This window comes from Catenibacterium sp. AM22-6LB (genome assembly GCF_003435615.1).
Classification (GTDB): Bacteria; Bacillota_I; Bacilli_A; order Erysipelotrichales; family Coprobacillaceae; genus Catenibacterium; species Catenibacterium mitsuoka_A.
In genome coordinates, this window is sequence record NZ_QTUM01000018.1 from 414 (window position 1) to 26,641 (window position 26,228).

Genomic DNA, 26,228 nt, shown 5'->3' on the forward strand with positions numbered 1-26,228 from the left:
TTGCCGACTTAGCTCAACTGGTAGAGCAACTGACTTGTAATCAGTAGGTTGGGGGTTCAAGTCCTCTAGTCGGCACCATTAGTGACTCGCTAGCTCAGATGGCAGAGCATCTGACTTTTAATCAGAGGGTCAGGGGTTCAAATCCCCTGCGAGTCACCATCTTGATGCGGGTGTGGTGAAATTGGCAGACACGCTAGACTTAGGATCTAGTGCTTCGGCGTGCAGGTTCAAGTCCTGTCACCCGCACCATTCTGAATGCAAACACCGAAGTATTCGGTGTTTTTTTATGCCTAAAAATAAAAAATCTACCAAAATGGTAGATTACATTCCATTATAGAAGAGAATTTGATGAGGGGAAGCTCATTAGTATCTCATATATTTTGGGAAGCTATAACAGAATGATGTGTATATTATAATACTCTAGGATAGAGTAGTAAATATGTATATGGTCATGAAATCCCTTGTATTTCATGACTGATTGTTTTAACATATTATTATAATTGAAATGGGAGCTAATTTGCTGAGAGTAGACATAAGTCTTGACCATGAAACCTGATTTGGATAATGCCAACGTAGGAATTTTATGAGCACCTTCTTTCAGCGTGCTCTTTTTTATGGAGGAAAAGAATATGAACTACATTAAGAAATTAAGAGAAGTAAAACCATTAGTACACAACATCACTAACTATGTAACAGTGAATGATGTAGCCAATGCGATTCTTGCAATTGGTGGTAGTCCTATTATGTCAGATGAGATCACAGAAGTGGCTCAGATGACTTCTATCAGTAATGCATTAAATATTAATATTGGGACTCTTAATCAAGTGAAGATTGCTTCTATGTTTGAAGCAGGTAAGGCATCTAATGCATGTCATCATATTACTGTATTAGATCCAGTAGGTGCTGGTGCGACTGATTTACGTACTAATACATGTAAAGAACTATTAGAACAGATTCATTTTGATGCTATCAAAGGGAATGTTTCAGAAATCAAGACTTTAATGGCTGGTACAGGTCATACTAAAGGTGTAGATGCATCTGTGGAAGATCAGAAGAACTCACATGATCTCATTGATGATATCAAAGCATTCGCAAAAGAATTGAATACAATTATTATTGTGACTGGTCCTGTAGATTATGTCACAGATGGTAATAAGTGCTATATGATCAATAATGGATGTAAAGAAATGAGTGCCATTACTGGTACTGGATGTATGTTATCAGGTATCTTAGGCTGTTTCTTAACAGTAGAAAATAGTGTAGATAGTGCTGCAGCAGCTGTTATGTCCATGGGTATTGCGGGTGAAATTGGTGCATCTAAATTAAAAGAAGGCGAAGGTAATGCAACACTTCGTACTTATTTAATTGATGCATTATTCAATATGACTGATGAAGAATTAGAAAAGAGTGGTAAATATGAAGTTCAATAATGATATGTTGAGACTCTATGCTGTGACTGATCGTCATTGGACAGGAGAACAGACTCTCTATGAGCAGGTAAGAGATGTTTTAATGGGTGGTGCTACTTGTCTTCAGCTAAGAGAAAAAGACCTAGATGAAGCCTCTTTCTATGAAGAAGCAAAGAATATTAAAGAACTATGTCGTTTATTTGATGTACCATTTATTATTAATGATAATGTCATGCTCGCTAAGGAAATAGATGCAGATGGTGTTCATGTAGGTCAGGATGATATGGCTTGCGTGAAGGCGAGAGAAATACTTGGACCAGATAAGATCATTGGTGTGAGTGCACATACTATAGAAGAAGCAAGAATTGCGAAAGAACAAGGTGCAGACTATTTAGGTGTAGGGGCTATTTTCCCTACATCTTCTAAAGATGATGCAGAAGTATTAGGTATCAAGCGTTTAAAAGAAATGACTGAAACAGTGGATCTTCCAATGGTAGCCATTGGTGGAATTAGTTATGATAACTGCTTATTACTTAAAGATACAGGTATTGATGGTATTGCGGTTATTAGTGCTTTATTTGGTCAGAAGAATATCAAACAGGCTACTATTGATTTAAAGAAGCGTGTAGATGCACTTTATGAAACAATGCATACATGTTTAACTATTGCCGGTAGTGACTCTAGTGGTGGTGCAGGAATACAAGCAGACTTAAAGACAATGCTTGCTAATAAAGTATTTGGTATGAGCGCTATTACAGCCCTCACAGCCCAGAATACAACGGGTGTGACAGATATTATGGATGTTACTCCAAAGTTCTTAGAAAGCCAGATTCGTGCTGTATTTGATGATATCTATCCTGAAGCTGTTAAGATTGGTATGGTGTCTTCTAAAGCACTTATTCATACTATTGTAGAAATGTTGAAACATTATGATGCGAAGCATATTGTGGTAGATCCAGTCATGGTTGCGACAAGTGGCGCAAAGCTTATTAGTGATGAAGCTATTTCTACATTAAAGGAAGAATTACTTCCTATTGCTGAAGTCATTACTCCTAATATTCCAGAAACAGAAGTACTCACTGATATGGAAGTTAAGACTGTAGAAGATATGGAAATAGCGGCTAAGAAGATCTATGACACATATCATTGCGCTGTATTAGTCAAAGGTGGACATCAATTAAATGATGCCAATGACTACTTATACAATGGTGAAAAGGGTACTTGGTTTAAAGGACATAGAATAGACAACAGTAATACACATGGTACAGGATGTACTTTATCAAGTGCGATTGCATCCAACTTGGCTAAAGGCTATACACTAGAAGAATCAGTTAAAAATGCTAAAACATATCTTTCTGGTGCAATAGGTGCCATGTTAGATTTAGGTCAGGGAAGTGGTCCTATGGATCATGGCTATAATATCTAAAAGTACACAATAATTCCATAACTGTCTGGTATAATCTCTTTTAAGAGGTTAAGGGCATGAAAGAATTCAAAGCGTGGTTTATACTCATATTATTTATTTTGCTTCTTCGAGTAATATATCTATTACTTGAAGGTGGGCACATCTTATGAATATCCTCTAGATGTATCATCTGGAGGATTTTTTTATTTAACTTAAAAATTTACACATTAACATTCGCAAAGTTAAAATGAAATAAATTAAGTTAAAAGAACCCCCTATAGAAGAATTAACTTCTATAGGGGGTTATATTATTTGTTAAGTTTTTTCTGGTATTCTTTTAAGTCTTCTATGACGTTTTCTATTGTATCATATACCCAGCCAATCATTTCATCAGGAATATGCTGACTATAGAGGTCAGATAACTCTCTATGGAATTGATTATGAACCTCTAATGCCTGATATCCCTTATCAGTAATACGTAGATATGTGACACGATGATCTGCAGAAGAACGTTCTCTTGTAAGAAAACCTTTATTCACAATAGTCTTCACATTAGTAGTTAATGTTCCTACAGTTACCTTTAATGTCTTTGCAACATTTGTCATAGTAGGAAACTGCTGCTTACTTACAGCCTCTATAATATGCATTTCATTCATTGATAATTCAGGAAAAGGACTATACTTAATATAATCTTCCTGTACTTTAATGGCGAGTTTGAAAACTGTATTAATAGAATCCATTAAATTATTCTTTTTCGCGTCCATAATTCCACTCCTTGACTCTATTCTACAATTTTATCACATATTTGAGAAGACTAATTATATACGACCTAATGATAATTCATTTAAGAGAATCGTATGTTTTTTCTTGTTTTCATCCTCTATCACAAGATGACAATTCTCATCTAAATATAAGAATTTCACTAAACCATACTCTTTATAGGGAATTGTCTTACCTCTTAAATAAGAATGACGATTCATGCCATCTAATAAAGATGCAAAAGGCATATGAAGCATATTCTTAAATGTATCAATAATATTTAACATCAGCTTTTCTTTATCAATAGGATGATTTATTACATCAGATAGAGAATAGTAAGAACCCTTACTAATATTTAACCCTGTCCCAATAATAATACCCTGTAAAGTATTCTCATAAATCGTCTCTACAAGAATACCTGCAATCTTCTGATTATTTACATATATATCATTTGGCCACTTAATGAATGCATTGATCTGTTTCATTCTTAGAACTGTCACAATCGCATAAGCCATAATGGCAGACACTTTTAAAGGATCCACGTTCTGTTTCATATAATAACTAAAGAGAAGCTGTTCATTCTTATTTGCCTCCCAGATATGATTAGAACGTCCTCGACCATGAGTTTGATAATGTGCACGGACAATTGTATCATCATCTAATTCCTGATAATGATCATGAATATACGTATTAGTAGAATCAATTTCTTCAAATTCTATATATTTCATTAGTCACCAATCGCAAAAGTGAGTTCAGCCTGTACAACAGTTTTACCATTGACTGTTGCTTTTGCTTCACCAATACCGATCTTACCTCTCATTCTTGTGAGTGTGCATTCTAATTCCATCACATCTCCAGGAATGACCTGACCTTTAAACTTACATTTATTGATTCCTGCAAAGAAGACAATCTTACCTTGATGTTCTTCCTGACTTAATATCGCAATACATCCAGTCTGTGCTAAAGCTTCTACAATTAATACACCTGGCATCACATGGTGCTCTGGGAAATGCCCCATAAACTGCATTTCATTCACACTGACACACTTAATGCCTTTCGCATATTCTCCTGGCTTATAATCAGTAATACGATCTACAAGCGCAAATGGATAACGATGAGGATTAATTTTCGCAATTTCATTACTATTTAGTTCCATTGTCATACTCCTTGAATATAATACTTGCATTATGTCCACCAAAACCTAATGAATTACTCATGACATAATGAAGATCTTTCTTAACACCAATATTTGGTACTACATTTAAATCACATTCTTCATCCTTTACCTGATAATTTAAAGTAGGAGGAATAAAGTCATGCTTTAAGGCTAATACTGATAGTACTGCTTCAATACCTCCTGCAGCTCCTAAACAATGTCCTGTATGACCTTTAGTAGAACTTACTGCAAGTTTGTATGCATGTTCCTTAAATACTGATTTAATCGCTTCAGTTTCACATAAATCATTTAAATGAGTAGAAGTACCATGCGCATTAATATAATCAATCACATCATAACTGATACCTGCATCATCTAATGCATTCTGCATGGCATAGGCACCACCTTCACCATTAGGAAGTGGGGCAGTAATATGATGGGCATCACAGCTTACACCATAACCAGTCATTTCACCATAAATATGCGCACTTCTATTTAAGGCATGTTCTAATTCTTCAAGAATAAGAATACCTGCTCCTTCACCCATAACGAAACCATTTCTTTCTTTATCAAAAGGAATAGAAGCACGGTTTGGATCAGCGGCATCACTTAAAGCCTTCATAGAAGTAAATCCACCAATACCTAAAGGAGTTACAGATGCTTCACATCCACCCGCAATCATGACATCCTGATAACCATCACGAATATTTCTAAATGCATCACCAATCGCATTTGTACCACCTGCACATGCAGTTACTGGGCAGGTACATAACCCTTGCGCATGATAAGCAATCGCAATATGACCAGCTGCTAAGTTAGAAATAGTCATAGGAATAAAGAAAGGAGATACTCTATCAAAACCTCTCTTTTCTCCTGTCTGATAGTTCTTTTCGATAGAACCTAAACCACCAATACCACTTGATACAATCACTCCAAAACGATGAGAATCAATGTTGTTGATATCAAGACCACTATCAAGCATTGCTTCGTGAGATGCAATCATCCCCATCTGGATAAAGCGGTCCATCTTCTTCGCTTCTTTCTTATCAATATACTTTGTGACATCAAAGTCTTTAACTTCACCTGCAAGAGTGACCTTCATACCTTTTGTATCAAATAAAGAAATAGGCGCAATACCACATCTTCCTTCTTCAATAGACTTCCATGTTTCTTCTACATTATGTCCAATAGGATTAATTGTTCCTATACCTGTAACTACTACTCTACGTTTTGTCATAAGCTCCTCCTTACATAGCCATTCCACCATCTACATGAATGGTCTGTCCTGTAATATACTTTGCATCATCACTTGCTAGGAATGCGATTGTCTTTGCGACATCTTCTACATGCCCAAGTGTACCTAAAGGAATAGATGCCTTTAAACCTTCTTTTACTTCATCACTTAATACTTCTGTCATATCAGTTTCAATAAATCCAGGAGCTACTGCATTCACAGTCACACCTCTAGGACCTAATTCTCTCGCAAGAGACATTGTCATACCAATGACACCTGCTTTACTTGCTGCATAGTTGACCTGTCCGGCATTACCAATCACACCTACGACAGAAGATAAAGAAATAATATGGCCAGACTTCTGTTTCATCATTAAACGGCTTGCCTGCTTCATACATAAATAAGTTCCCTTAAGATTTGTATTAATAACGGCATCAAAGTCTTCAGTTTTCATTCTTAAAATTAACTGATCTCTTGTAATACCTGCATTATTCACAAGAATATCAAGATGTCCAAAATACTTCTTGATACTCTTGAAGATGTTTTCTACATCCTCTTCATGAGAAATATCACCTTCAACACATAATACATCTCTACCAAGATCTTTAAGCTTTTTTACTAATTCTTCAGCTAATACTTTATTCTTTTCACTTGCACGATAATTTAATGCAATATCTGCACCCTGCATGGCAAGTTCCATCACTGTCGCACGTCCAATACCTTTTAACCCCCCAGTGACAAGGGCAACCTTATTACTTAGTTTCATTTAATGCCTCCACACACTTCTGTAAAGAAGCCATATCTTCTACCTGATATGTCTTGATTTTTCTATCAATCTTACGGACAAAACCACTTAATACCTTACCAGGTCCAATCTCTATAATTGTATCCACACCATTATTAAGCATAGTACGAATACTATCTTCAAAATATACAGGACTCATGACCTGTTTCTCTAACATCTCCTGAACACTGCAATCTTCTAATACCTTACCAGTACAATTGAAGATTACTGGTACATTCATTTCATGGAATGTAACATCTTTAAATACTTCATGAAGTCTTGCACTTGCATCCTTTAATAACAATGTATGGAAAGGACCACTTGTATTTAAAGGTACAGCTCTTCTTGCACCATGATCCAATGCCTTCTGACCAGCTTCTTCTACTGCTTTCTTTTCTCCTGCAATAACTAACTGTCCTGGACAGTTATAGTTCGCAATAGAAACATACCCATCACAGCCAACACATATATCAAGTAATGGTTCACGTTCAAGTCCAAGAATAGCCATCATGGCACTCTCAACACCTTCAGCTGCTTTTTCCATTGCGAGACCTCTTTCTCTTACAACCTGGATTGCTGTTTCAGGATCAAATACACCTGCTGCACTTAAAGCACTGTATTCACCTAAAGATAAACCACATACATAATCAGGTGTAATACCATTCTTCTTTAAAAGAAGAGTCGCCATATTGGCAACAGCTACCATTGCAGGCTGAGTAAAACGTGTAGTACTAATAGTCTTTTCATCACTATTAAACATGATATCCTTTAAATCAAAATCTAATTTCACATTATCTAATAGGTTCTTACAGTCTTCATCATTTTCATAAAAAGACTGTCCCATACCTACATATTGTGTTCCTTGTCCTGCATAGATAAAACCGAGTTTCATACAATACCCTCCATTAATTCATCAATCAGATCACTTACATGTACAAGCTTGTCAATGCGATATCCGTTTGTGCCAGTAAATACAAGACCATTCTCACAATCACCATTCACCGCATTAATTAAAGCCTGAGTAATACAATAAGGAATAGACTTCATATCACAGCTCGCAATACATCTAAAACATCTCTTGATAGGATGTGTCTTTTCCATAAAAGGTGTCATAAAAGCACGTCCTGGCATACCAACAGGAGACTGTACAATTTTGATATCTTCCTTCTTACCATTAATAAAATAATTCTTATACTCCATTGAAGCATCACATTCATAAGTACCAATAAAACGTGTACCCATCTGAACACCATCCGCACCTGCTTCTAACATATCTTTAATATCTTCATTAGTATAGATGCCACCAGCTACAAAGACTGGAATAGAATGATTAAATAGCTCTTCAAAGCTTTTTACAACTTCTTTAACATCCTTCAAGATATCCTTTAGAGAAGCACATGTATTCTCTAATAGTTCTTCCTTCTTAAATCCAAGATGTCCACCTGCTTTATATCCTTCAATCACAATAAAGTCAGCTGTACGATCATATTGACGTTTCCATTTGTTTAATATCAAACGTGCAGCCTTACCAGAAGATACAATAGGTGCAATGGCAGTCTTTTCATCCACATATTCAGGAAGCTTTAATGGTAAACCAGCTCCAGAAATAATCGCATCTACACCACTCTTAACAGCTTGTTTGACATGCTGTTCATAATCACTTAAGGCTACCATGACATTGACTGCTACCATGCCGTTATTATTTGAAATCTCTTTAGCACGTTTGATTTCTTCATCAATCGCTTCTAGATTCGCTTTCTTTGTATCTTTAAGAAAAGAAGGCTTTTTAAAACCAATCTGAGCTGTAGAAATAACACCCATTGCGCCTTTCTTAGCTACATTTCCAGCTAAAGAACTTAAGGAAACACCAACACCCATTCCTCCCTGAATTAAAGGGAGAGATAAAGAATGTGATCCTATTTTCATAGATGAACCTCCATCACACGCTTCTTTTCTTCTTCATATTCTTTAAATAAACCTTCAATGATGTCTTTAAGACTTCTTTCTTCATGCACCATACCAGCTACCTGACCACTCATTAAAGAACCGGTTTCTACATCACCTTCAAATACAGCGCGTTTTAAAGAACCTAATGTATACTTCTCTAGTTCCATCATTTCGGCTCCTTCTTTTTCTTTCTTAATATAAGTACGTGCCATCTTGTTCTTTAAGATACGTACAGGAGTTCCAGCAATACGTCCAGTTACTGTTGTATCAGTATCTTTTGCCTTAATAATCGCATTCTTATAGTTCTGGTGAATAGGACATTCTGTACTTGCAAGAAGAATAGTACCAACCTGTACACCATCAGCACCAAGTGCAACTGCTGCAAGAAGCTGTTTACCACTTGCAATCCCACCTGCAACAATCACAGGAATATTCACTGCAGCCTTTACCTGTGGTGCTAAAGCCATAGTAGTCAATTCTCCTACATGACCACCAGATTCAGTTCCTTCCGCAATAACGGCATCCACACCTGCTTTTTCCATACGTCTCGCAAGGGCAACACTAGGGACTACAGGCATCACAATAATACCTGCTTCCTTCCATTTCTTAATATAAATACCTGGATTACCAGCACCTGTTGTAACAACAGGTACTTTTTCTTCTACCACAATATCAGCCATTTCTCCTGCTTGAGGATGTAATAACATCAAATTAACACCAAAAGGCTTATCAGTAAGTTTCTTTGCTTCACGGATATTTTCTCTTAACATTTCAGGAGACATACCACCACCTGCAATAAGTCCTAAACCACCTGCATTAGATACAGCTGCCGCAAAAGCACCTGTCGCAATATTAGCCATACCACCCTGAATAAGAGGGTATTTAATCTTTAATGTTTCATTTAACCACATAGTCTTCTCCTTACCACTCTATCAGATTGGCACCATAAGTTAGTCCTGCACCAAAACCAACACAGAGTATCTTCATACCTCTTTTTAATAACTTCTTTTCATTCATCTCTCCAAGTACAAGAGGAATACTTGCAGCAGATGTATTACCATATTCATCGACATTCAGATAAAACTTATCCGATGTTATTTTCATTTTCTTATAGACATGACGAATAATTCTTTCATTCGCCTGATGCACCACAAAGTAATCAATATCATCTTTAGTAAGTGATGCTTTCTCTAATACTTTCTCTATACACATAGGAAGAACTCTTGTCGCAAACTTAAATACTTCTTTACCTTCCATATGTAAATAATCATTCTTTAAACCATAAAGCACTTCTTCATTGCCTTCTGATCCTTGATAATCACAAAATAATTTATTTTCTTTCTCTACGACAACAGCACCAGCCCCATCACCAAACAAGATGCATGTTGTACGATCTTTCCAGTCAATGAGATTTGAAAGCTGTTCAGCACCAATAATTAAGGCATAACGCTTATCACTTGTATAAAGTAATGAACGTGCCACTGATAATGCATAGACAAACCCACTACATGCCCCGTTTAAATCAAACGCAAATACATTATTATTTAAACCTAAACGTTCCTGTAAGAGACAGGCAATAGAAGGGGTATTATAGGGAGAAGACATTGTTGCCACAATAATGATTCCAATATCTTCTTTATTGATGTTGTTTAATGCCTTTAAAGATGCCTTATAAGCCATATCTATAAGTGTTTCATCTTTACATATATGACGTTTCTTGATACCAGTGCGGGGGTAAATCCATTCATCACTCGTATCAACTATCTTTGATAGATCATCATTAGTCAGTACATTCTCAGGTACATAATATCCTGTATCGATGACAGAAATACCTTTATCCATTCTTCCATTCTCCAATCTTACGATATCTGTTATATCTCTTGCGTATTAAAGTATTTACATCCATTGGGACTAGAATATCTAACTGTTCTCTAATCACCTTACGTATATTTCTATATACAGCGACAGGATTTGTAGTCATACCACCTAGAGGTTCCTTGATGATTTCATCAATAATCCCATAATGATATAAATCTTCAGCTGTCATCTTCATGACTTCACATGCTTCTTCAATGCGTTCTCCCTTTACATCCTTCCAAAGAATAGATGCAAAACCTTCAGGAGATAAAACAGAATAAACCGCATTCTCTAACATAGCTAAGTGATCACCGATACTTAGGGCTAAAGCACCACCACTTCCCCCTTCACCAGTAATAATCACAATAATAGGAACCTTTAAATCACTCATCATCATCAGACTCTGACCAATCGCTTCACCAATACCATTCTCTTCAGAACTAATACCAGGATAAGCACCCGGAGTATCAATAAAAGTAATAATAGGACGATGGAACTTCTCTGCCTGTTTCATTAAACGCATCCCTTTGCGATACCCTTCAGGACTTGCCATACCAAACTGACACTTTAAATTTTCATCAATGCTTCTTCCTTTTTGATGTCCGATAATTGTGACGGGCATGTTATTAAACATCCCAATACCACCGACAATTGCCTGATCATCCTTGAAATAACGATCACCACGCATTTCTACAAACTCATCAAACACATGATCAATAAACTCATGTATATGAGAACGTTCAGGCTTTCTCGCAAGATAAACACGATCATATGCACAAAGATGTGAATATGTCTCTTTCTTATAATCATTGATTGTTTCTTCAATCTTACTGGAATCTATTTCTCTATCATTCTTAATGATTGCAAGCTTCTTTTCTAGCTCCGCAATCTTTTCTTCCTTTTCCTTTAAAGACATATAAACCTCCTTATGCATGCATACGTAATAATAAAGCCAATGTGTCACGCATCTTCTCACGTTCCACAATCATATCTACAAAGCCATGATCTTCTAAGAATTCAGCACGCTGGAATCCATCAGGTAGCTTTGTCTTCATAGTACTTTCAATAACTCTAGGTCCTGCAAAACCAACTAAAGCTTCTGGTTCTGCAATATTAATATCACCAAGCATTGCGAATGATGCAGTGACACCTCCTGTTGTAGGGTGTGTTAAATAAGAAATATAAAGAAGTCCAGCATCTAAATGACGTTTTAATGCAGCACATGTTTTACCCATCTGCATTAAAGAGAAAATGCCTTCCTGCATTCTTGCACCACCACTTGATGTGAAAATAATCAAAGGTAATTTCTTTCTTGTTGCCATTTCAATTGCACGTGTAATCTTTTCACCAGCCACACTACCCATAGAAGCCATCATAAAACGATGATCCATCACAACGACAATTGTACGCATATGATCAATACGACCACCTGCCACTACAACCCCATCATGTAATCCTGTCTTATATTCATACTTCTCAAGTTTTTCTTCATAACCAGGGAATCCTAAAGGATTTCCTGATTTCATAGAAGTGTAGTATTCCTTATACTTGCCATGATCAAATAACGCATCTAAACGTGCATAAGCATTAATAAAGAGGTGATGACCACATTGTGGACATACCTGCAAATGATTCTTTAAATCAAGTGTACGAATTGTATTATTACAATTAGGACATGCCTGATATAACCCATCAGGCACTTCCTGTTTCTTGACTTTGTTGTCTTTATTTAAATAACGACGAAAGTCCTGTAATTGTTGTTTTCTTTTCTTCCAGATACTATCCATTTTCACTCACCATCTCATCTAAATGTGTTTCAATAAAGCTTGTATTAAAATGTCCTTTAATATAATCAGGCTGATGTAGGATATAGAACTGTAATGTCTGGTTAGTCGTAATACCTTCAATCACAAGTTCACTTAAAGCGCGTCTCATACGCTTGATTGCTTCTAGTCGAGTAGGGGCATGGACAATCACTTTTGCAACCATTGAATCATATTGAGTAGGGAGTGTATAACCTGTATATAACATCGTATCCACTCGAACACCTGGTCCTCCAGGTAAATGCATGAAGTTTACTTGACCAGGACATGGTCTAAAGTTATGGAAGGGATCTTCCGCATTAATACGACATTCAATAGAATGACCCTGTAAAGTAATATCTTCCTGTTTAAAGCTTAAAGGTAAACCTGATGCAATACGAATCTGCTGCTTAATGAGATCAATACCAGTGACCATTTCAGTAATAGGATGTTCAACCTGAATACGCGTATTCATCTCAATAAAGTAATAGTTGTTGTGTTCATCTAAAACAAACTCAACAGTTCCGGCATTGGTATAACCAGCGCCCTGTGCAGCTTTGACTGCAGATTCACCCATTTTCAAACGTAAAGATGCATCAAGTGCCTTACATGGTGCTTCTTCTATCATTTTCTGATTACGTCTTTGAATAGAACAGTCTCTCTCACCTAAATGAATTACATTGCCATGTTCATCCGCTAAAATTTGGAACTCAATATGCTTAGGATTCAATACAAGTTTCTCTACATACATATCATCATCCCCAAAGCATGCTTTGGCTTCTGCCTTGGCAGTCATAAAGGCATTCTCTAGTTCATCTTCACTAAAGGCCTTACGCATACCACGTCCTCCGCCGCCAGCACTCGCTTTAATAAGCACAGGATAACCAATCTCATTCACAACTTCTTTTAATTCTTCATATGTATTGACTGAACCATTAGATCCAGGTACAACAGGCACACCTGCTTCAATCATCATTTCTCTTGCCTTAGATTTATTACCTAATGCATCAATAACATCACCCTTAGGACCAATAAACTTAAGTCCACAGGTTTCTACAAGTTTTGCAAAATCACTGTTTTCAGATAAAAAACCAAAACCTGGATGAATCGCCTGACATCCTGTCTCAACAGCTGCAGTAATAATCGCTTCCTTATTTAAATAACTATCAGCACTCTTAGGACCACCGACACATACTGCTTCATCCGCTAACTGTACATGTAATGCATTCTGATCAGCCGTAGAATAAATGGCTACCGTTAAAATATCCATCTCTTTACATGCACGAATAATACGAACAGCGATTTCTCCACGATTCGCAATTAAAATCTTCTTAAACATACTATTCCTCGATGATCATTAAAGTCTGATCAAAGCTGACTAAATCTTCATCCTTCACTAATAGAGAACGGACAGTACCATCTACAGGTGCTTTAATTTCATTCATGACCTTCATGGCTTCAATAATACATAATGTCTGTCCCTTAGTGACTTTTGACCCTTCCTTGACAAAAGGCTGATCATCTGGGGAAGGAGAAGAATAATAAACTCCTACAAGAGGGGCCTTTACTTCTGTACCACTAATAACTGGTTTTTCTTCCTTTACTTCTTGTACAACAACAGGCGCACTTTCACTAGATACAGTGACAGGTGCAGTTACCTGCACCTGTTGACTCTTTTCAAGTTCAAGTTTCACGCCTTCCATTTCAATTTTCATCTTATCGATATCAGCTTGTTCAAAAGCTTCCATCAACTCTCTGACTAAATCCATAGAAAACCTTCTTTCTTTGAAATTCAAACTATTTATTTAAAAAATTAAGCATTTGCTTCTAAGTAATCAACAATGTCCTTTACAGTAGCCATCTTGTTGGCTTCTTCATCAGGAATTTGTACATCGAATTCATCTTCTACAGCCATAATTAATTCAACGGCATCTAATGAATCTGCATCAAGATCATCCTTTAAAGATGCTTCTAATGTTACCTGTTCTTCATCACAGCTAAGTGAATCTACAATAATATCTTTTACCTTATCAAATGTTGTCATGTTTATATCCTCCTTATGACAATACTGTCTTTTTTAATACAATCTTTTCTAATTTAAATGCGATCATGCAGCTGACTGCAATCTTTAGTGCATCACCAAGTAAGAATGGTAATACACAAGTCATTAATGTACTTAGAAGTGATGCTTTCATTGTATACATGAAGTAAATACTTCCAAGTCCATAAGTAATAGCCGTTCCAATAATCATGGCAAGAATATGTCCTTTAACTGAACGGTCATGAGTAATAATAGTACTCATCACTAATGCCATAATAGGAAAACTGAATAAGAAGCCTCCTGTTGGACCTATAAGAGCACCCATACCACTATTGAAATTACTAAATTCTGGAAGACCAATAGCTCCCATAATCAAATAACAAAGCACTGTATAGAATGCGTGATTTGGTGTCAATAGACACGCAATGAGATAGATGGCCAGGGTTTGCAATGTGATAGGAACAGCTGTAGGCAATGCCACAGAAATCTGTGATAAACAGATGAGAACCCCTAACATCAATGCATCTCTGACTAGATTTGAAACATTAGATTTCATATCATTCTCCTTTTCACTACTTGGAATATCAAACTATTCCTTGACTTGCATTATAGACCTTTGATTTTAAAAATCAAATAAATTAGCAATAAATATGACAAAAACGCCATAATTGTACAACAAACATACTAGTTTGAAATTAAAACTAATAGAACAAGCACTTACATTTAAATCAAATATGTTGATAAATGGCATAAAAAAGAGAATAATAGAAATAAGAAAGTGAGGGATATATATGAAAAAGATCACAATGTTTTATTTAGAAGAGTGTCCATTTTGTCAGAAGGCAAAAAAAGCGATGGATGAACTTATGACAGAAAATAAAGCATATCAATCATTAGATATAGAAAAAATTGAAGAAAGTGAAAATGTCGCTTTAGCTGAAAATTATGATTATTATGCAGTTCCTTCTTTATTTATTGGAAAAGAGAAGTGCTTTGAATGTACAATCCAGGATGATTTTGATTCAATCAAGGCAAACTTCAAACGTGTATTTGATGAGGCTTTAAAATAATGGGGCATTTCTATTTTACACGCCATGGTCAGACAATCTGGAATGTAGAAAATAAGATCTGTGGGGTAACGGACATTGCCTTAACAGATCTAGGACATAAGCAGGCTATAGAACTTGGACATTATATTAAAGAACATCATATCCATATAGATCAAATTCTTTATTCACCATTAAGCCGGGCAAAGGATACGGCCTTACATATATCTGAAGTAACAGGTATACCAGCAAGAGAAGAATTGAGACTTAAGGAACAGAACTTTGGGAAATATGAATCTACACCTAGAGATGGAGATGAATTCAAACAGGCAAAGACATGTTTTGTGAACTCTTTTGAGGGAGGAGAAACAATGTTGCATCTTGCTCATCGTATCTATAGTTTATTAGATGATGTGAAGAAGGATGATGAACATGTTTATCTTTTAGTTGCCCATAATGGTATTTCGCGTATTATTGAATCTTATTTCCATGATATGACCAATGATGAATTTTCTGCCTTTGGTATAAAAAACTGCGAATTAAAGAAGTATGAGTATTAAGAAGTACAACAAGTACTTCTTTTTATTGTTGAATATGTGACCGATTTCATTATAATAAGATAGAGATGGAGGAATAATAGAATGAGACCAAAAATACACTTTACAGCACCTAGAAACTGGATCAATGATCCTAATGGGCTAACTTATTTTAATGGAGAATATCATATCTTCTACCAGCATTTCCCATATGATACATCATGGGGCACAATGCATTGGGGACATGCAGTCACTAAAGATTTTCAGACATTTAAGCATCTCCCAATCGCTTTATATCCTTCTAAGGATTATGACAGAAACGGAATCTTCTCAGGGTCAGCACTTAACTACAATGGAAAGATGTATTTATATTACACTGCCATTAAGTATGGTATTGAAAACCCTGAATATATCCATAAGCCACTTATTAAGGATGACTTGATCGCATCACAGGCATTATTAATCAGTGAAGACGGTTACCACTTCAACAACAAAGAATCTAAATATCAGGTTGTTGATGTGATTACTGATCCTTCTTTAGGACATGATCAACATACAAGAGATCCTAAAGTCTGGTTAGGTAAGAACGGACATGTTTATATGATCCTAGGAAGTAAGGTTCCAAATGGGGATGATTTTGATGGAGAAGTATTATTCTATGAAAGTGAAGATGGAATGACATTTACTTATAAGAATAGATTCGTCGATTCTTCAATTGGAAACATGTGGGAATGTCCAGATTTATTTGAATTAGATGGACAATACTTCTTAGTTTTCTCACCTGAAAACTTAGATGGTTATCCACGTCCTAATAGTAATGCAGCTATTATGCCAGTTAACTTTGATGAAGAAACATGTACAATGTCTAAGGCAGGAGACCTTATGTTTATTGACTATGGCTTTGATTTCTATGCCCCTCAGACATTCTTAGATGAAAACAATAAACGTACTATTTTAGGATGGATGAGAATGAAGGAAGTCTTAGAAGGTGAAGAATGGATTGGTTTATTCACAATGCCACGTCATCTTTCTTATAAAGACGGACATGTTTATCAGGATGTACATCCATTAATTAAGAATACATTTGTGCATACAACAGATACTATTGATTTTGATGAACCTTTCTTAATGAAAACAACATTAGAAGACAATGAAACAATCACTTTAGGTGGTGTTAAGATTTCTTATGTTGATGATCAGTTAGTCGTAGATCGTACAGCTGTATCTGTAAATAATGATGATTTATACAATATTCATAAAACACCTGTCTTAAATGGTCAGTGTGACTTAGAAATCTATTATGATGAAGGTATTATCGAAATCTTTGTGAATAATGGTTATTATGTAGTGAGTCAGATTATCTATCATCTACAGGAAGAAGACACACATATCTCAGACTGCATTATTTATACAAGATAAATCATTTGCATATGTCTCTTAAATTGTATATAGTTAGTATGTACTAACTAGGAGGTATACATATGATGAGAGATATACTTGTGACTTTGTGTTCACTTGGATTTGTATGTATCAGTCAAAAAGTGAAGACACAATTAAAATATTATGCATACAGAAATCAGAAGGGACATTAATCTCTTCTGTTTTTTTTGATAGAATAGATACAAGGGAGGACTATATGATGAGGAAAGTATTATTTTTTGATATCGATGGTACATTGGCTATTCATGGACATATTCCAGAATCTAATAAGAAAGCGTTAGAAGCATTAAAAGAAAAGGGTTATGATACATTTATCTGCACAGGACGTGCACCTTATTATGCAGAGAATCTTTTTGGAAAACTGGTTTCAGGTACTATTTCATGTAATGGTCGTTATATCAGTTATAAGAGTGAAAAACTTCATGGTGTGCCTTTTACACCTGTTGAAGTAGAAGAACTAAAAAAGAAACTAGATAATCTAGGATGTGGAGGACTGTTTGTCTCTGATACATTCTCTAGCCCTTATCATCTAGAAGGAGATGTACTCACACATGTAAAGAAAGAATATGGTGAAGAACATATTAAAGACGAAGAAGGTACTTACTATACATGTGATTTCTTCTATGATACGTTAGAAAAGAGAGATACGATGATAGAAGCCTTTAAAGGAGAATGTGTGATTAATGATCATGGTGGTACTGGTTCATGTGATACTTCTACTCTTGTCTTTGATAAAGGACATGCAATCAAGTATATTATTGATCATTTCTCACTCACTAAAGAGGATGCCTATGCATTTGGTGATGGCTATAATGATCAAGCCATGTTTAGAGAAGCAGGACAACGCATAGCAATGGGAAATGGTGTAGATGTCTTAAAAGAAAAAGCAACTTATATCACTGATACAGTGGATAATGAAGGAATCTATAAAGCTTTGAAACATTATGAGTTACTTTAAGCTTGAAATATGGCATAATAATCTGGGGGAGGATCACTATGAAACAAAAAACTGATTTTCAAACATTTATATCTTACTTTAAACCACATCGTCGTCTATTCTTTTTGGACCTTGCATGTGCGTTAATGATTTCTTTAATTGATCTCGCTTTTCCATTTGTCTCTAGATGGTGTATGTATACATTACTACCAAATAGTATTTATAAGACATTCTGGATGGTTATGATTATTTTCTTATTGGCTTATTTAGTGCGTTCATTCTTTACTTATATAATTTGTTATTATGGACATACATTTGGAATTCTTGTAGAAGCAGATATGCGTAAAGACTTATTTGAACATATGCAGTCATTAAGTTATGGTTATTTTGATAATAATCGTATTGGACAGTTAATGAGCCGTTTAACGACTGATTTATTTGATATCACAGAACTTGCACATCATGGACCAGAAGATTTATTTATCTCTACTGTGACTATTATTGGTTCTATTATTATCATGTTCACAATTGAATGGCGTTTAGCTTTAGTTATTGCGATTATGATACCTGTTTTCATACTTGTTGTATGGAAATCACGTCACTCTATGAGTGAAGCTTCAATTCGTGTTAAACAGAAGGTTGCAGTCATCAATACTGATATCGAATCAGGACTCACTGGTATGAAAACAGCCAAAGCTTTTGCGAATGAAACAATTGAACAACAGAAGTTCAATACATCCAATGATACATATAAAACATCTAAGAAACAGTTCCATAAAGCTATGGGTCGCTTTAATGCGATTATGGAATTCTTTATGTGTACATTATCACTCATCGTTATTGCGGTAGGTGGTGCTCTTATTATGCAGGGCAAGATGGATACAATTGATTTGATTACTTTTAGTTTATATGTCTCTACATTTGTGAATCCAGTACGTAAGTTATCTAACTTTGCGGAATTATTTGCGAATGGGACTGCTGGTCTTCATCGTTTTGTAGAATTACTTAATACAAAACCTCAATTAGAAGATCGTCCTGATGCAAAAGAACTTACAAATGTATCTGGACAGATTGATATTGATCATGTCAGCTTTGCGTATGAAGAAGATAGAAATATCTTAACAGATATTGATTTACATATTCATCCAGGTGAAACACTTGCGTTAGTAGGGTCTTCAGGAGGAGGTAAAACTACTTTATCTCAGCTTATTCCTAGATTCTATGATGTTACTAAAGGGGCTATCTTAGTAGATGGTCATGATGTCAGAGATGTAACTCAAACATCATTACACAACAATATTGGTGTAGTCTCACAGGATGTCTTCTTATTTGCGGATAGCATTGCGGAAAATATCCGTTATGGTAAATTGGATGCGACAATGGAAGATATCATTGAAGCTGCAAAACTAGCGGAAATCTATGATGATATCATGGAAATGCCTGATGGCTTTGAAACCAATGTAGGAGAACGTGGTGTATTATTATCTGGTGGACAGAAGCAGCGTATCTCTATCGCAAGAATATTCTTAAAGAATCCACCTGTTCTTATTCTAGATGAAGCCACAAGTGCATTAGATAGTGTTACTGAAGCTAAGATTCAGGAAACATTTGATAAGTTATCACAGGGACGTACTACTATTGTGATTGCGCACCGTTTATCTACAGTCAAGAATGCAGATCGTATTGCGGTTATTGATGAAGGAAGAATCATTGAACTAGGAACGCATCATGAATTATTAGAAAATAATGGCGCTTATGCACAATTAGTACATACACAGGAATTAATGAAATAAGAAAACGACCTCGCGGTCGTTTTTTAAATAAAGTAATAAATTGTATTCATAACTCCTGCAAGGAGCATGACAAGAATAGGATCCCACTTATACTTAGTAAGTAATATAACACATATACCAAATATCACTACAAGATGGATCTTAAATGTATTGAAGCTTTCACCAAAGAATGCAGTGGTAAGAATAGAGACACCTGCAGTCGCAATTAATGCAACAACGGCTGGTCTTAACATCTTTAAAACACTCTGCAACTTATCCATATGTCGATATTTGAGATAGAAATAACTGATGATACCGACAATAATACATGAAGGTAATACACAACCTATAGTGGCACATATTGCGCCAGGAATGCCGGCAATCTTGATACCGACAAAAGTTGCTGAATTGACGGCAATAGGGCCAGGTGTCATCTGTGAAATAGATATAAGATCAGTGAATTCAGAGACAGATAACCAATGATGGGCTGTAATCACCTGCTGCTTAATAAGCGGCATAGCTGCATAACCACCACCAAAACTAAATGCACCCACCTGCAAGAAACTTAAGAATAATTGTAGATAAATCATGAATGTACTCCTTTCATAGAATAAAGTAATCCAATCATGATACAAACAATAATGACTATCATGACATTGATATTGAATATATAATTGGCGACAAAAGCACCAATCATAATAACAGGATAAAGCTTATTTTTCTCTTTTAAGAGACCGCTACCCATTTCGAAGCATACAGATGCAATGACTGCACCGACTCCTGCCTGCATCCCTTCTAACATAAGAGATACAATCAGATTAGTCTTAAATATTTCATAAAAGACAGAAATGACAGATATGATTACAAAAGGAGGAATAATTGTAGCGAGTACTGAGATGAATATACCAAGTAGTCCTGCCATCTTATATCCAACTACAATAGCACCATTGACCGCAATAGGCCCTGGTGCACTCTGTGCAATAGCGACTAAATCTAACATTTCATCTTCATCTATCCAATGGTAGTCCTCTACAAACTTCTTTCTCATTAAAGAAACGATGACATATCCACCTCCAAAAGTAAAAGCACTTAAGTAGAGAGTAGAAAAGAAGAGCTTCACTAATTTATTCTTCAAAGTATTCACCTTCCTATGTTCTGTATTATACATTTTAGATATGAAAAAAACCAGTTTTTCAACTGGCTTAACATTCACACCCTACAAGTAGTCCACCTTTTTCAGCATAATAAGTACATAGACCACCCATTGGATATACAATAATATCTGCATGCGGATAAAGTTCTAAAATCTTATCTCTGACACTATGTGCAAGTTTTAAATTATCTGCATGTGAGATACGTACCTTACCACCATGGTATCCTGCATTTTCAAGATGTTCAATCATAGATTTTACTACTTTCTTTTCACCACGACATTTACTGATCTGCTGAATAGTACCTTCTTCACTGGCTGTTGCGAAAATAGAAATATTTAATACACCAATCGCAGAAGCAACAGTTTTACTAACACGTCCATTCATCGCAAAGTTATGTAATGATTTTAATGCGAAGAATAATCTAGAATGATTAAGATAGTCCTGTCCTTTTTCTACAATTTCCTCAAATGGTAGATCTTCGTCAATCATTTTTTTTAACTTTTCAATAAGTAATCTCATTTCAGGACCTGTAGATAAACTATCAAATACATGGACCTTTACATTTTCATTTTCTTCTTCATAAATGCCTTTGGCTGTCATGGCAGAATTATAAGTGCCTGACATAGCACCAGTTAAAGTAATAACGAATACTTCATCAAATCCTTCATAACAATCTAACCAAGACCCAACACTTGGACATGCAGTATGTGATGTACCTTTATAGCTTGCAAGCTCTTCAGACATTAAATGAACATCTAGTTCCTGATTATCTACATAGTGCTTATTATCAGTAGAAATAGTGATTGGTGCGACTGCAAAATCAACGCCATTTAATTCCCACATATCACAAGATGAGTCAGCTACAATTTTTCTTTTCATGCGAAAAACCTCCCTATTAATACTATTGTAGTTTAAATTGTGAAATGATACAATTTACAAAGAGAAAGTTTATGTAAATATTTGTTCAGAGGTGCAGTTTATGGACGTAAATAAGAAAACACAAAGAAATAGATTTACAAGAATGTGTATAGGAGAAGCGATTGTAGAACTTATGAAGAGAGATTCTCTTGATAAGATTACAGTAAGCCAGATTGCGAAAAAAGCAGGTATTTCACGTATGACTTATTATCATTATTATGATTCTAAGGTGAATGCGATAGAAGACTATCTACGTGAAATCATTATTCAGTATTTGACAGAACATAAAAAACGTCCTAAAGGAGAACGTTTCATGGAGTATTCACATATCTTGTTTTCGATAGAATTCTTTGATCAGTATGCGACATTCTTTATTATCATGGAAAGACAAGGTCTTTATTCTGTATTAGTGAATGCAGTCAACCATTTCATGGTAGAACTCTATTCTGATCATAAAGATATGATTTATCGTGCGTATTACTATGCAGGTGCTTTACTCAATACATTTATTAATTGGGAAAAGACAGGAAAACTTGTACCTGCACAGGAAGTCGCCAAGATGATTAGTGAAAGTGCACCAAAGATGCCTTAATTAATGTGGCATCTTTTTTTATAAAACCAACTCTTTTTAAATAAATTATCATAATGATTAATGCTTATCACGTAAAATATATTTTCATAACATGAATTGTCTGAAGATTATCTTTTATCTCATGATATGATGAATATATATGAGAGGAGGTATTATATGAGTATTGTTGATTTACATATGCATAGTTTTTATAGTGATGATGGTGAATATACACCTACGCAGTTAGTAGATATGTGTCATCAGTCAGGTATCCAGATTATGGCTATTGCGGATCATAACTGGATTAAAGCCAATAAAGAAGCATCTTTAAGATGTAAGGAATTAGGTATGACTTATATACCAGCCATTGAAGTAGATTGTACCTATAAGGGTGTGAATCTTCATGTGGTAGGATATGGTATTGATGATTCAGAAGAATTTAATAAGCTTGGTGAAAGTATTGAAAAACAGGAACAGGCATGTAGCTTAAAGAAACTAGAACTGACTAATGATTTAGGTTTTGAATTAGAGAAAGCACAATTAGATGCTTTGTCTTCTAATGGTGTATATACGGGAGAAATGTTTGGTGAAGCATTATTAAATGATCCACGTTATTTAGATAATGAATTATTAAAGCCTTATAGAGAAGGTGAGTCTAGAAGTGATAATCCTTTTGTGAATTTCTATTGGGATTATTATGCACAGGGTAAACCTTGTTATACAGAGATTAAGTTTCCTACATTAGAAGATACAATTAAACTGATTAATGAGCATGGTGGAGTCGCAGTCTTAGCCCATCCTGGTAATAATCTTAAAGGCCAGTTTGAATTATTAAATGAAATGGTAGAACTAGGATTACAAGGTGTAGAATGTTTCTCTAGTTATCATCCAGAAGAAGTAAATCAGTACTTCTATAATAAGGCAAAAGAATTGAGTATTCTTTATACTTGTGGGAGTGATTTCCATGGGAAGACAAAACCTTCTATTGAGTTAGGTGGACATCATAGTAATGTAGAAGAAGAGATAAAAGACAATTTGAAGAAGTATCATTTGATTTAGGAAATGAGTTGAGATTATGTATAAGGAACCAGTTAAGAACTTCAATAAAATACGTGGATATATTAGAGAATTCTACATCAATGGATTCAAGAGTCGACAGGACTATACAATTAAAAGTTCACGTTCTTATGATAATGAAAAAAGACGTATAGAAAGTTATATGAGTGATTATATCGACTATCATATAACACCAAGTGGTAAGGTTCCTTACCTATCTATTGATACACGTATCACGCAGCATAATCCCTTATATAGAGTATGGAAAACAAAAAGCTTTACTGATCATGATATCATTCTTCACTTTCTTATATTAGACTTACTTCATACACCTTTATCCATGAGTGAACTCATGGATAAAATAGATGAGAAGACAAATCATATTTATCTCTATGATGAATCAACACTTAGAAAGAAACTAAAAGAATATGTTAGAGAAGGAGTTATTATCACAAATAAAAAAGGAAAGAAGAACTTTTATCAATTAAGTGAAGATTATATCATTTCTCATGATATTCTTGATTTCTTTAGTGAAGTATCTCCTTGTGGTGTGATTGGTTCTTATATACTTGATAAACAGGAGAAAGAAGAATCTGTTTTTGGATTTAAACACCATTATTTGACTCAGGTATTAGAGAGTGAAGTGCTTTATGATTTATTGAATGCGATACATGAGCATAAATATGTTTCTTTAAAAACATCACGTAATAGAATAAAGGTGCTCCCTCTTAGTATCTTTGTAAGTGTGCAGGACGGTAGGCAGTATTTGGTAGCTTATATATGTCAAAGTAAAAAGATGTATTCATTTCGTCTAGATCATATTATTTCTATTAAGTGCTTAGAAGAAGAAAAAAACTTTGATTTATATAGAAAACAATTAGAAGAAATGAAGAAACATCTATGGGGTGTAAGTTTATCTAATGGTTCTTTAGAAACAGTAGAATTTACTCTACATCATGAACCATGGGAAGAACATATATATAGACGATTATTACGTGAGAAGAGATGTGGGCATGTAGAAAGATTGAATGAGAATACAAGTCGTTTTTATGCAGAAGTGTACGATGTAAAGGAAATGGTTCCCTGGATTCGTACATTTATATGTCGTATTCAATCTATTTCTATATCTAATAAAGAAATAGAAAATCAATTTAAGAAGGATTTAGAAGAAATGTATCGTTATTATGAGGTGGAAGAAGATGATATTTCATGAAATTTATAGTCTTTACTATAAGACAGTGACTTGTCTTATACAGTCTTCGTTTACTCAAGTATATGAAATAATAAATGAGAATGCGTTTAAAGAAAGCTTTATGATGTTGGAAGAAGCATTAGAAAGATGGCCTATAAAGAATATAGATGTCTCTACTTATCCTTTGACACTTCTACAAAAGAGATGGTTAAAGGCTATTTCATTAGATCCTCGTATACAGTTATTTTCTTATTCCTGGGCTTTTCTAGATGATGTGGCACCACTCTTTACACCTGATGATATTTATATTTACGATCAATATAGTGATGGTGATTCTTATACAGACTTACAGTATCAGAAGAATTTTCATATCATCATGCAGGCCATTAAAGAGAAGTCTGGTCTAGTTGTTGTATGGAAAACGAAGCAGAAAACAAGTTTTGTTTTACCACAACTATTAGAATATTCAGAGAAGGATGATAAGTTCCGTTTAGTTGCATATGATGGAACAGTAATCAATGTTTCAAGAATAGAAGAATGTCATTTGACTGATCATAATGTTTCTACCACAAATAAACAAAGAGTAGAAAAATATGTCTTGATAGAATTAAAGAATGAAAGAAATACACTGGATAGAGTTCTTCTTCACTTTGCCCATTTTAAAAAAGAAACAAAAAAGAAGGAAAAGACTTATACAGTTAAACTTTTCTATGATGAATCAGATAAAACAGAGATGGTAATTCGTTTGTTGTCATTTGGACCTATGATTAAGGTAATAGAACCACTAGAATTCAAACAACTTATAAGACAAAGATTAAAAAAACAAAAAGCATATCACATTTAAAAAAGGGCGTTTATTCGCCCTTTTAGTAATTTCTATCAAATGATAAATATCTTGTTCCTTGGAATGTAAGAGTTCCTTGATCTCCTTCTACCATAAATCCATATTCACGACTTGGTACTACAAGTTCTATTCTATCGCCACTTTCTACTTCAAAAGTCACGTAGTAGGTTGTATGTGATGTTGACATCATATCCTCTTGGTGTGTATACATAGTATCTGCACGTTTAGTGACTATCTTTACTGGAACACTTAAGCGTGGTGAATTATTATTCTTATGCCAGGAACCAATACCACTGACTATAACATAGATGAACATTCCTATTACTAATACAGGAACTATTGTAAACATTAGATCAAACATGGGATTT

At 35.0% G+C, this 26,228-nt stretch carries 30 protein-coding genes, 3 tRNA genes, 1 pseudogene and 1 riboswitch; of the genes and pseudogenes, 15 read left to right on the forward strand and 19 right to left on the reverse strand.

Annotation, left to right across the window (positions count from 1 at the left end; translation table 11 throughout):
• Positions 1 to 2 precede the first annotated feature (2 nt).
• The 6 genes and pseudogenes from DW269_RS05475 to thiD all read left to right on the forward strand — a co-directional run bounded on the left by DW269_RS05475 (position 3) and on the right by thiD (position 2,835).
• Positions 3 to 78: transfer RNA gene (locus tag DW269_RS05475), tRNA-Thr, on the forward strand.
• Positions 79 to 83: 5 nt separating this feature from the next.
• Positions 84 to 159, forward strand: a tRNA-Lys gene (locus tag DW269_RS05480).
• A 7-nt stretch (positions 160 to 166) separates the two neighbouring features.
• Positions 167 to 249: transfer RNA gene (locus DW269_RS05485), tRNA-Leu, on the forward strand.
• Positions 250 to 495: 246 nt separating this feature from the next.
• Positions 496 to 596: riboswitch (TPP riboswitch) on the forward strand.
• Positions 597 to 629: 33 nt separating this feature from the next.
• A complete protein-coding gene (thiM, locus tag DW269_RS05490) occupies positions 630 to 1,430 on the forward strand; it encodes a hydroxyethylthiazole kinase (protein WP_233502437.1) in 801 nt (266 codons plus the stop codon).
• Positions 1,431 to 1,434: 4 nt separating this feature from the next.
• Positions 1,435 to 2,004, forward strand: a pseudogene (thiE, locus tag DW269_RS12950) (thiamine phosphate synthase); the annotation flags it as partial.
• 51 nt (positions 2,005 to 2,055) lie between these two features.
• Positions 2,056 to 2,835 carry a bifunctional hydroxymethylpyrimidine kinase/phosphomethylpyrimidine kinase gene (gene thiD / locus DW269_RS12955; RefSeq protein ID WP_226793264.1) on the forward strand — a complete coding sequence of 260 codons (780 nt, stop codon included), beginning with the start codon at positions 2,056 to 2,058 and terminating at the stop codon, positions 2,833 to 2,835.
• A 287-nt stretch (positions 2,836 to 3,122) separates the two neighbouring features.
• Here the strand turns inward: thiD and DW269_RS05500 are convergent, their stop codons facing one another.
• Genes DW269_RS05500 through DW269_RS05570 form a run of 15 tightly spaced genes read right to left on the reverse strand, consistent with a single transcriptional unit; the run spans position 3,123 to position 14,950 of the window.
• Positions 3,123 to 3,578, reverse strand: a complete 456-nt coding sequence (locus DW269_RS05500) for a MarR family winged helix-turn-helix transcriptional regulator (RefSeq protein WP_006504267.1) — start codon at positions 3,576 to 3,578, stop codon at positions 3,123 to 3,125.
• Between the two features lie 54 nt (positions 3,579 to 3,632).
• Entirely contained in the window at positions 3,633 to 4,301 is a 669-nt protein-coding gene (locus DW269_RS05505) for a biotin--[acetyl-CoA-carboxylase] ligase (RefSeq protein ID WP_117458880.1), read from the reverse strand.
• Entirely contained in the window at positions 4,301 to 4,729 is a 429-nt protein-coding gene (gene fabZ, locus DW269_RS05510) for a 3-hydroxyacyl-ACP dehydratase FabZ (RefSeq protein WP_022424954.1), read from the reverse strand. Before fabZ ends, DW269_RS05505 begins: the two co-directional genes overlap by 1 nt.
• Positions 4,716 to 5,966, reverse strand: coding sequence for a beta-ketoacyl-ACP synthase II (gene fabF, locus DW269_RS05515; protein WP_117458881.1), 1,251 nt, complete (start codon positions 5,964 to 5,966; stop codon positions 4,716 to 4,718). The genes fabZ and fabF overlap by 14 nt, the downstream gene beginning before the upstream one ends.
• A 10-nt stretch (positions 5,967 to 5,976) precedes the next feature.
• Complete coding sequence (gene fabG / locus DW269_RS05520; RefSeq protein ID WP_117458882.1) at positions 5,977 to 6,729, reverse strand: 3-oxoacyl-[acyl-carrier-protein] reductase; 753 nt, start codon at positions 6,727 to 6,729, stop codon at positions 5,977 to 5,979.
• Complete coding sequence (fabD, locus tag DW269_RS05525; RefSeq protein WP_117458883.1) at positions 6,716 to 7,639, reverse strand: ACP S-malonyltransferase; 924 nt, start codon at positions 7,637 to 7,639, stop codon at positions 6,716 to 6,718. Before fabD ends, fabG begins: the two co-directional genes overlap by 14 nt.
• Positions 7,636 to 8,673, reverse strand: coding sequence for a nitronate monooxygenase family protein (locus tag DW269_RS05530; RefSeq protein ID WP_117458884.1), 1,038 nt, complete (start codon positions 8,671 to 8,673; stop codon positions 7,636 to 7,638). The genes fabD and DW269_RS05530 overlap by 4 nt, the downstream gene beginning before the upstream one ends.
• Positions 8,670 to 9,605 carry a nitronate monooxygenase gene (locus tag DW269_RS05535; RefSeq protein ID WP_117458885.1) on the reverse strand — a complete coding sequence of 312 codons (936 nt, stop codon included), beginning with the start codon at positions 9,603 to 9,605 and terminating at the stop codon, positions 8,670 to 8,672. The genes DW269_RS05530 and DW269_RS05535 overlap by 4 nt, the downstream gene beginning before the upstream one ends.
• A 10-nt stretch (positions 9,606 to 9,615) precedes the next feature.
• Positions 9,616 to 10,536 (reverse strand): beta-ketoacyl-ACP synthase III, encoded by a 921-nt coding sequence (locus DW269_RS05540; RefSeq protein ID WP_117458886.1) that lies wholly within the window; start codon positions 10,534 to 10,536, stop codon positions 9,616 to 9,618.
• A complete protein-coding gene (locus tag DW269_RS05545) occupies positions 10,529 to 11,467 on the reverse strand; it encodes an acetyl-CoA carboxylase carboxyltransferase subunit alpha (protein WP_117458887.1) in 939 nt (312 codons plus the stop codon). Before DW269_RS05545 ends, DW269_RS05540 begins: the two co-directional genes overlap by 8 nt.
• Positions 11,468 to 11,477: 10 nt before the next feature.
• On the reverse strand, positions 11,478 to 12,338 hold the full coding sequence (accD, locus tag DW269_RS05550) for an acetyl-CoA carboxylase, carboxyltransferase subunit beta (RefSeq protein WP_117458888.1): 861 nt from the start codon (positions 12,336 to 12,338) through the stop codon (positions 11,478 to 11,480).
• A complete protein-coding gene (locus DW269_RS05555) occupies positions 12,331 to 13,692 on the reverse strand; it encodes an acetyl-CoA carboxylase biotin carboxylase subunit (RefSeq protein WP_117458889.1) in 1,362 nt (453 codons plus the stop codon). The genes accD and DW269_RS05555 overlap by 8 nt, the downstream gene beginning before the upstream one ends.
• A gap of 1 nt (position 13,693) precedes the next feature.
• Complete coding sequence (accB, locus tag DW269_RS05560; RefSeq protein WP_117458890.1) at positions 13,694 to 14,122, reverse strand: acetyl-CoA carboxylase biotin carboxyl carrier protein; 429 nt, start codon at positions 14,120 to 14,122, stop codon at positions 13,694 to 13,696.
• 44 nt (positions 14,123 to 14,166) lie between these two features.
• Complete coding sequence (gene acpP, locus DW269_RS05565) at positions 14,167 to 14,397, reverse strand: acyl carrier protein (RefSeq protein WP_006504254.1); 231 nt, start codon at positions 14,395 to 14,397, stop codon at positions 14,167 to 14,169.
• Between the two features lie 13 nt (positions 14,398 to 14,410).
• Positions 14,411 to 14,950: a biotin transporter BioY gene (locus DW269_RS05570; protein WP_117458891.1), complete on the reverse strand. Its 540-nt coding sequence runs from the start codon at positions 14,948 to 14,950 to the stop codon at positions 14,411 to 14,413.
• Between the two features lie 235 nt (positions 14,951 to 15,185).
• Here DW269_RS05570 and DW269_RS05575 point away from each other — a divergent pair, with 235 nt between their 5' ends.
• The 5 genes from DW269_RS05575 (at position 15,186) to DW269_RS05595 (ending at position 20,146) form a co-directional block, all read left to right on the forward strand.
• Positions 15,186 to 15,464 (forward strand): glutaredoxin, encoded by a 279-nt coding sequence (locus DW269_RS05575; protein WP_006504252.1) that lies wholly within the window; start codon positions 15,186 to 15,188, stop codon positions 15,462 to 15,464.
• Entirely contained in the window at positions 15,464 to 16,000 is a 537-nt protein-coding gene (locus tag DW269_RS05580; protein ID WP_117458892.1) for a histidine phosphatase family protein, read from the forward strand. The genes DW269_RS05575 and DW269_RS05580 overlap by 1 nt, the downstream gene beginning before the upstream one ends.
• Before the next feature lie 81 nt (positions 16,001 to 16,081).
• Entirely contained in the window at positions 16,082 to 17,395 is a 1,314-nt protein-coding gene (locus DW269_RS05585; RefSeq protein ID WP_117458893.1) for a glycoside hydrolase family 32 protein, read from the forward strand.
• A gap of 220 nt (positions 17,396 to 17,615) precedes the next feature.
• On the forward strand, positions 17,616 to 18,374 hold the full coding sequence (locus DW269_RS05590) for an HAD family hydrolase (protein WP_158546310.1): 759 nt from the start codon (positions 17,616 to 17,618) through the stop codon (positions 18,372 to 18,374).
• A 38-nt stretch (positions 18,375 to 18,412) separates the two neighbouring features.
• Complete coding sequence (locus DW269_RS05595) at positions 18,413 to 20,146, forward strand: ABC transporter ATP-binding protein (protein ID WP_022424937.1); 1,734 nt, start codon at positions 18,413 to 18,415, stop codon at positions 20,144 to 20,146.
• 23 nt (positions 20,147 to 20,169) lie between these two features.
• On the opposite strand, the gene DW269_RS05600 is transcribed toward DW269_RS05595, so the two are convergent.
• From DW269_RS05600 to DW269_RS05610, 3 genes are read right to left on the reverse strand one after another with little or no spacing between them, the layout of a single operon-like run.
• Positions 20,170 to 20,715, reverse strand: coding sequence for a chromate transporter (locus tag DW269_RS05600; RefSeq protein ID WP_117458895.1), 546 nt, complete (start codon positions 20,713 to 20,715; stop codon positions 20,170 to 20,172).
• Positions 20,712 to 21,293 carry a chromate transporter gene (locus DW269_RS05605; RefSeq protein WP_199409959.1) on the reverse strand — a complete coding sequence of 194 codons (582 nt, stop codon included), beginning with the start codon at positions 21,291 to 21,293 and terminating at the stop codon, positions 20,712 to 20,714. The genes DW269_RS05600 and DW269_RS05605 overlap by 4 nt, the downstream gene beginning before the upstream one ends.
• 34 nt (positions 21,294 to 21,327) lie before the next feature.
• Complete coding sequence (locus DW269_RS05610; protein ID WP_117458896.1) at positions 21,328 to 22,158, reverse strand: DegV family protein; 831 nt, start codon at positions 22,156 to 22,158, stop codon at positions 21,328 to 21,330.
• A gap of 100 nt (positions 22,159 to 22,258) precedes the next feature.
• On the opposite strand from DW269_RS05610, the gene DW269_RS05615 reads away from it, so the two are divergent.
• From DW269_RS05615 to DW269_RS05630, 4 genes are all read left to right on the forward strand, one after another.
• Positions 22,259 to 22,789 (forward strand): TetR/AcrR family transcriptional regulator, encoded by a 531-nt coding sequence (locus tag DW269_RS05615; RefSeq protein ID WP_006504285.1) that lies wholly within the window; start codon positions 22,259 to 22,261, stop codon positions 22,787 to 22,789.
• Positions 22,790 to 22,945: 156 nt separating this feature from the next.
• Complete coding sequence (locus DW269_RS05620; RefSeq protein ID WP_117458897.1) at positions 22,946 to 23,827, forward strand: PHP domain-containing protein; 882 nt, start codon at positions 22,946 to 22,948, stop codon at positions 23,825 to 23,827.
• Between the two features lie 16 nt (positions 23,828 to 23,843).
• Positions 23,844 to 25,037, forward strand: a complete 1,194-nt coding sequence (locus tag DW269_RS05625) for a YafY family protein (protein WP_117458898.1) — start codon at positions 23,844 to 23,846, stop codon at positions 25,035 to 25,037.
• Entirely contained in the window at positions 25,024 to 25,860 is an 837-nt protein-coding gene (locus DW269_RS05630; protein ID WP_117458899.1) for a WYL domain-containing protein, read from the forward strand. The genes DW269_RS05625 and DW269_RS05630 overlap by 14 nt, the downstream gene beginning before the upstream one ends.
• A 22-nt stretch (positions 25,861 to 25,882) precedes the next feature.
• Here the strand turns inward: DW269_RS05630 and DW269_RS05635 are convergent, their stop codons facing one another.
• A complete protein-coding gene (locus tag DW269_RS05635) occupies positions 25,883 to 26,221 on the reverse strand; it encodes a DUF2500 domain-containing protein (RefSeq protein ID WP_117458900.1) in 339 nt (112 codons plus the stop codon).
• Positions 26,222 to 26,228 lie beyond the last annotated feature (7 nt).

Coding starts and splice junctions, on each gene's coding strand:
- accD (WP_117458888.1), bottom strand. CDS start 12,338: ATGGATAGTATCTGGAAGAAAAGAAAACAACAATTACAGGACTTTCGT.
- DW269_RS05540 (WP_117458886.1), bottom strand. CDS start 10,536: ATGGATAAAGGTATTTCTGTCATCGATACAGGATATTATGTACCTGAG.
- DW269_RS05590 (WP_158546310.1), top strand. CDS start 17,616: ATGAGGAAAGTATTATTTTTTGATATCGATGGTACATTGGCTATTCAT.
- DW269_RS05500 (WP_006504267.1), bottom strand. CDS start 3,578: ATGGACGCGAAAAAGAATAATTTAATGGATTCTATTAATACAGTTTTC.
- DW269_RS05600 (WP_117458895.1), bottom strand. CDS start 20,715: ATGATTTATCTACAATTATTCTTAAGTTTCTTGCAGGTGGGTGCATTT.
- fabZ (WP_022424954.1), bottom strand. CDS start 4,729: ATGGAACTAAATAGTAATGAAATTGCGAAAATTAATCCTCATCGTTAT.
- accB (WP_117458890.1), bottom strand. CDS start 14,122: ATGGATTTAGTCAGAGAGTTGATGGAAGCTTTTGAACAAGCTGATATC.
- DW269_RS05570 (WP_117458891.1), bottom strand. CDS start 14,950: ATGAAATCTAATGTTTCAAATCTAGTCAGAGATGCATTGATGTTAGGG.
- DW269_RS05595 (WP_022424937.1), top strand. CDS start 18,413: ATGAAACAAAAAACTGATTTTCAAACATTTATATCTTACTTTAAACCA.
- DW269_RS05545 (WP_117458887.1), bottom strand. CDS start 11,467: ATGTCTTTAAAGGAAAAGGAAGAAAAGATTGCGGAGCTAGAAAAGAAG.
- DW269_RS05575 (WP_006504252.1), top strand. CDS start 15,186: ATGAAAAAGATCACAATGTTTTATTTAGAAGAGTGTCCATTTTGTCAG.
- DW269_RS05585 (WP_117458893.1), top strand. CDS start 16,082: ATGAGACCAAAAATACACTTTACAGCACCTAGAAACTGGATCAATGAT.
- DW269_RS05615 (WP_006504285.1), top strand. CDS start 22,259: ATGGACGTAAATAAGAAAACACAAAGAAATAGATTTACAAGAATGTGT.
- DW269_RS05555 (WP_117458889.1), bottom strand. CDS start 13,692: ATGTTTAAGAAGATTTTAATTGCGAATCGTGGAGAAATCGCTGTTCGT.
- DW269_RS05610 (WP_117458896.1), bottom strand. CDS start 22,158: ATGAAAAGAAAAATTGTAGCTGACTCATCTTGTGATATGTGGGAATTA.
- DW269_RS05530 (WP_117458884.1), bottom strand. CDS start 8,673: ATGAAAATAGGATCACATTCTTTATCTCTCCCTTTAATTCAGGGAGGA.
- DW269_RS05535 (WP_117458885.1), bottom strand. CDS start 9,605: ATGTGGTTAAATGAAACATTAAAGATTAAATACCCTCTTATTCAGGGT.
- DW269_RS05630 (WP_117458899.1), top strand. CDS start 25,024: ATGATATTTCATGAAATTTATAGTCTTTACTATAAGACAGTGACTTGT.
- fabF (WP_117458881.1), bottom strand. CDS start 5,966: ATGACAAAACGTAGAGTAGTAGTTACAGGTATAGGAACAATTAATCCT.
- DW269_RS05605 (WP_199409959.1), bottom strand. CDS start 21,293: ATGTATAATACAGAACATAGGAAGGTGAATACTTTGAAGAATAAATTA.
- acpP (WP_006504254.1), bottom strand. CDS start 14,397: ATGACAACATTTGATAAGGTAAAAGATATTATTGTAGATTCACTTAGC.
- DW269_RS05625 (WP_117458898.1), top strand. CDS start 23,844: ATGTATAAGGAACCAGTTAAGAACTTCAATAAAATACGTGGATATATT.
- fabD (WP_117458883.1), bottom strand. CDS start 7,639: ATGAAACTCGGTTTTATCTATGCAGGACAAGGAACACAATATGTAGGT.
- DW269_RS05635 (WP_117458900.1), bottom strand. CDS start 26,221: ATGTTTGATCTAATGTTTACAATAGTTCCTGTATTAGTAATAGGAATG.
- DW269_RS05505 (WP_117458880.1), bottom strand. CDS start 4,301: ATGAAATATATAGAATTTGAAGAAATTGATTCTACTAATACGTATATT.
- fabG (WP_117458882.1), bottom strand. CDS start 6,729: ATGAAACTAAGTAATAAGGTTGCCCTTGTCACTGGGGGGTTAAAAGGT.
- DW269_RS05580 (WP_117458892.1), top strand. CDS start 15,464: ATGGGGCATTTCTATTTTACACGCCATGGTCAGACAATCTGGAATGTA.
- thiM (WP_233502437.1), top strand. CDS start 630: ATGAACTACATTAAGAAATTAAGAGAAGTAAAACCATTAGTACACAAC.
- DW269_RS05620 (WP_117458897.1), top strand. CDS start 22,946: ATGAGTATTGTTGATTTACATATGCATAGTTTTTATAGTGATGATGGT.
- thiD (WP_226793264.1), top strand. CDS start 2,056: ATGCATACATGTTTAACTATTGCCGGTAGTGACTCTAGTGGTGGTGCA.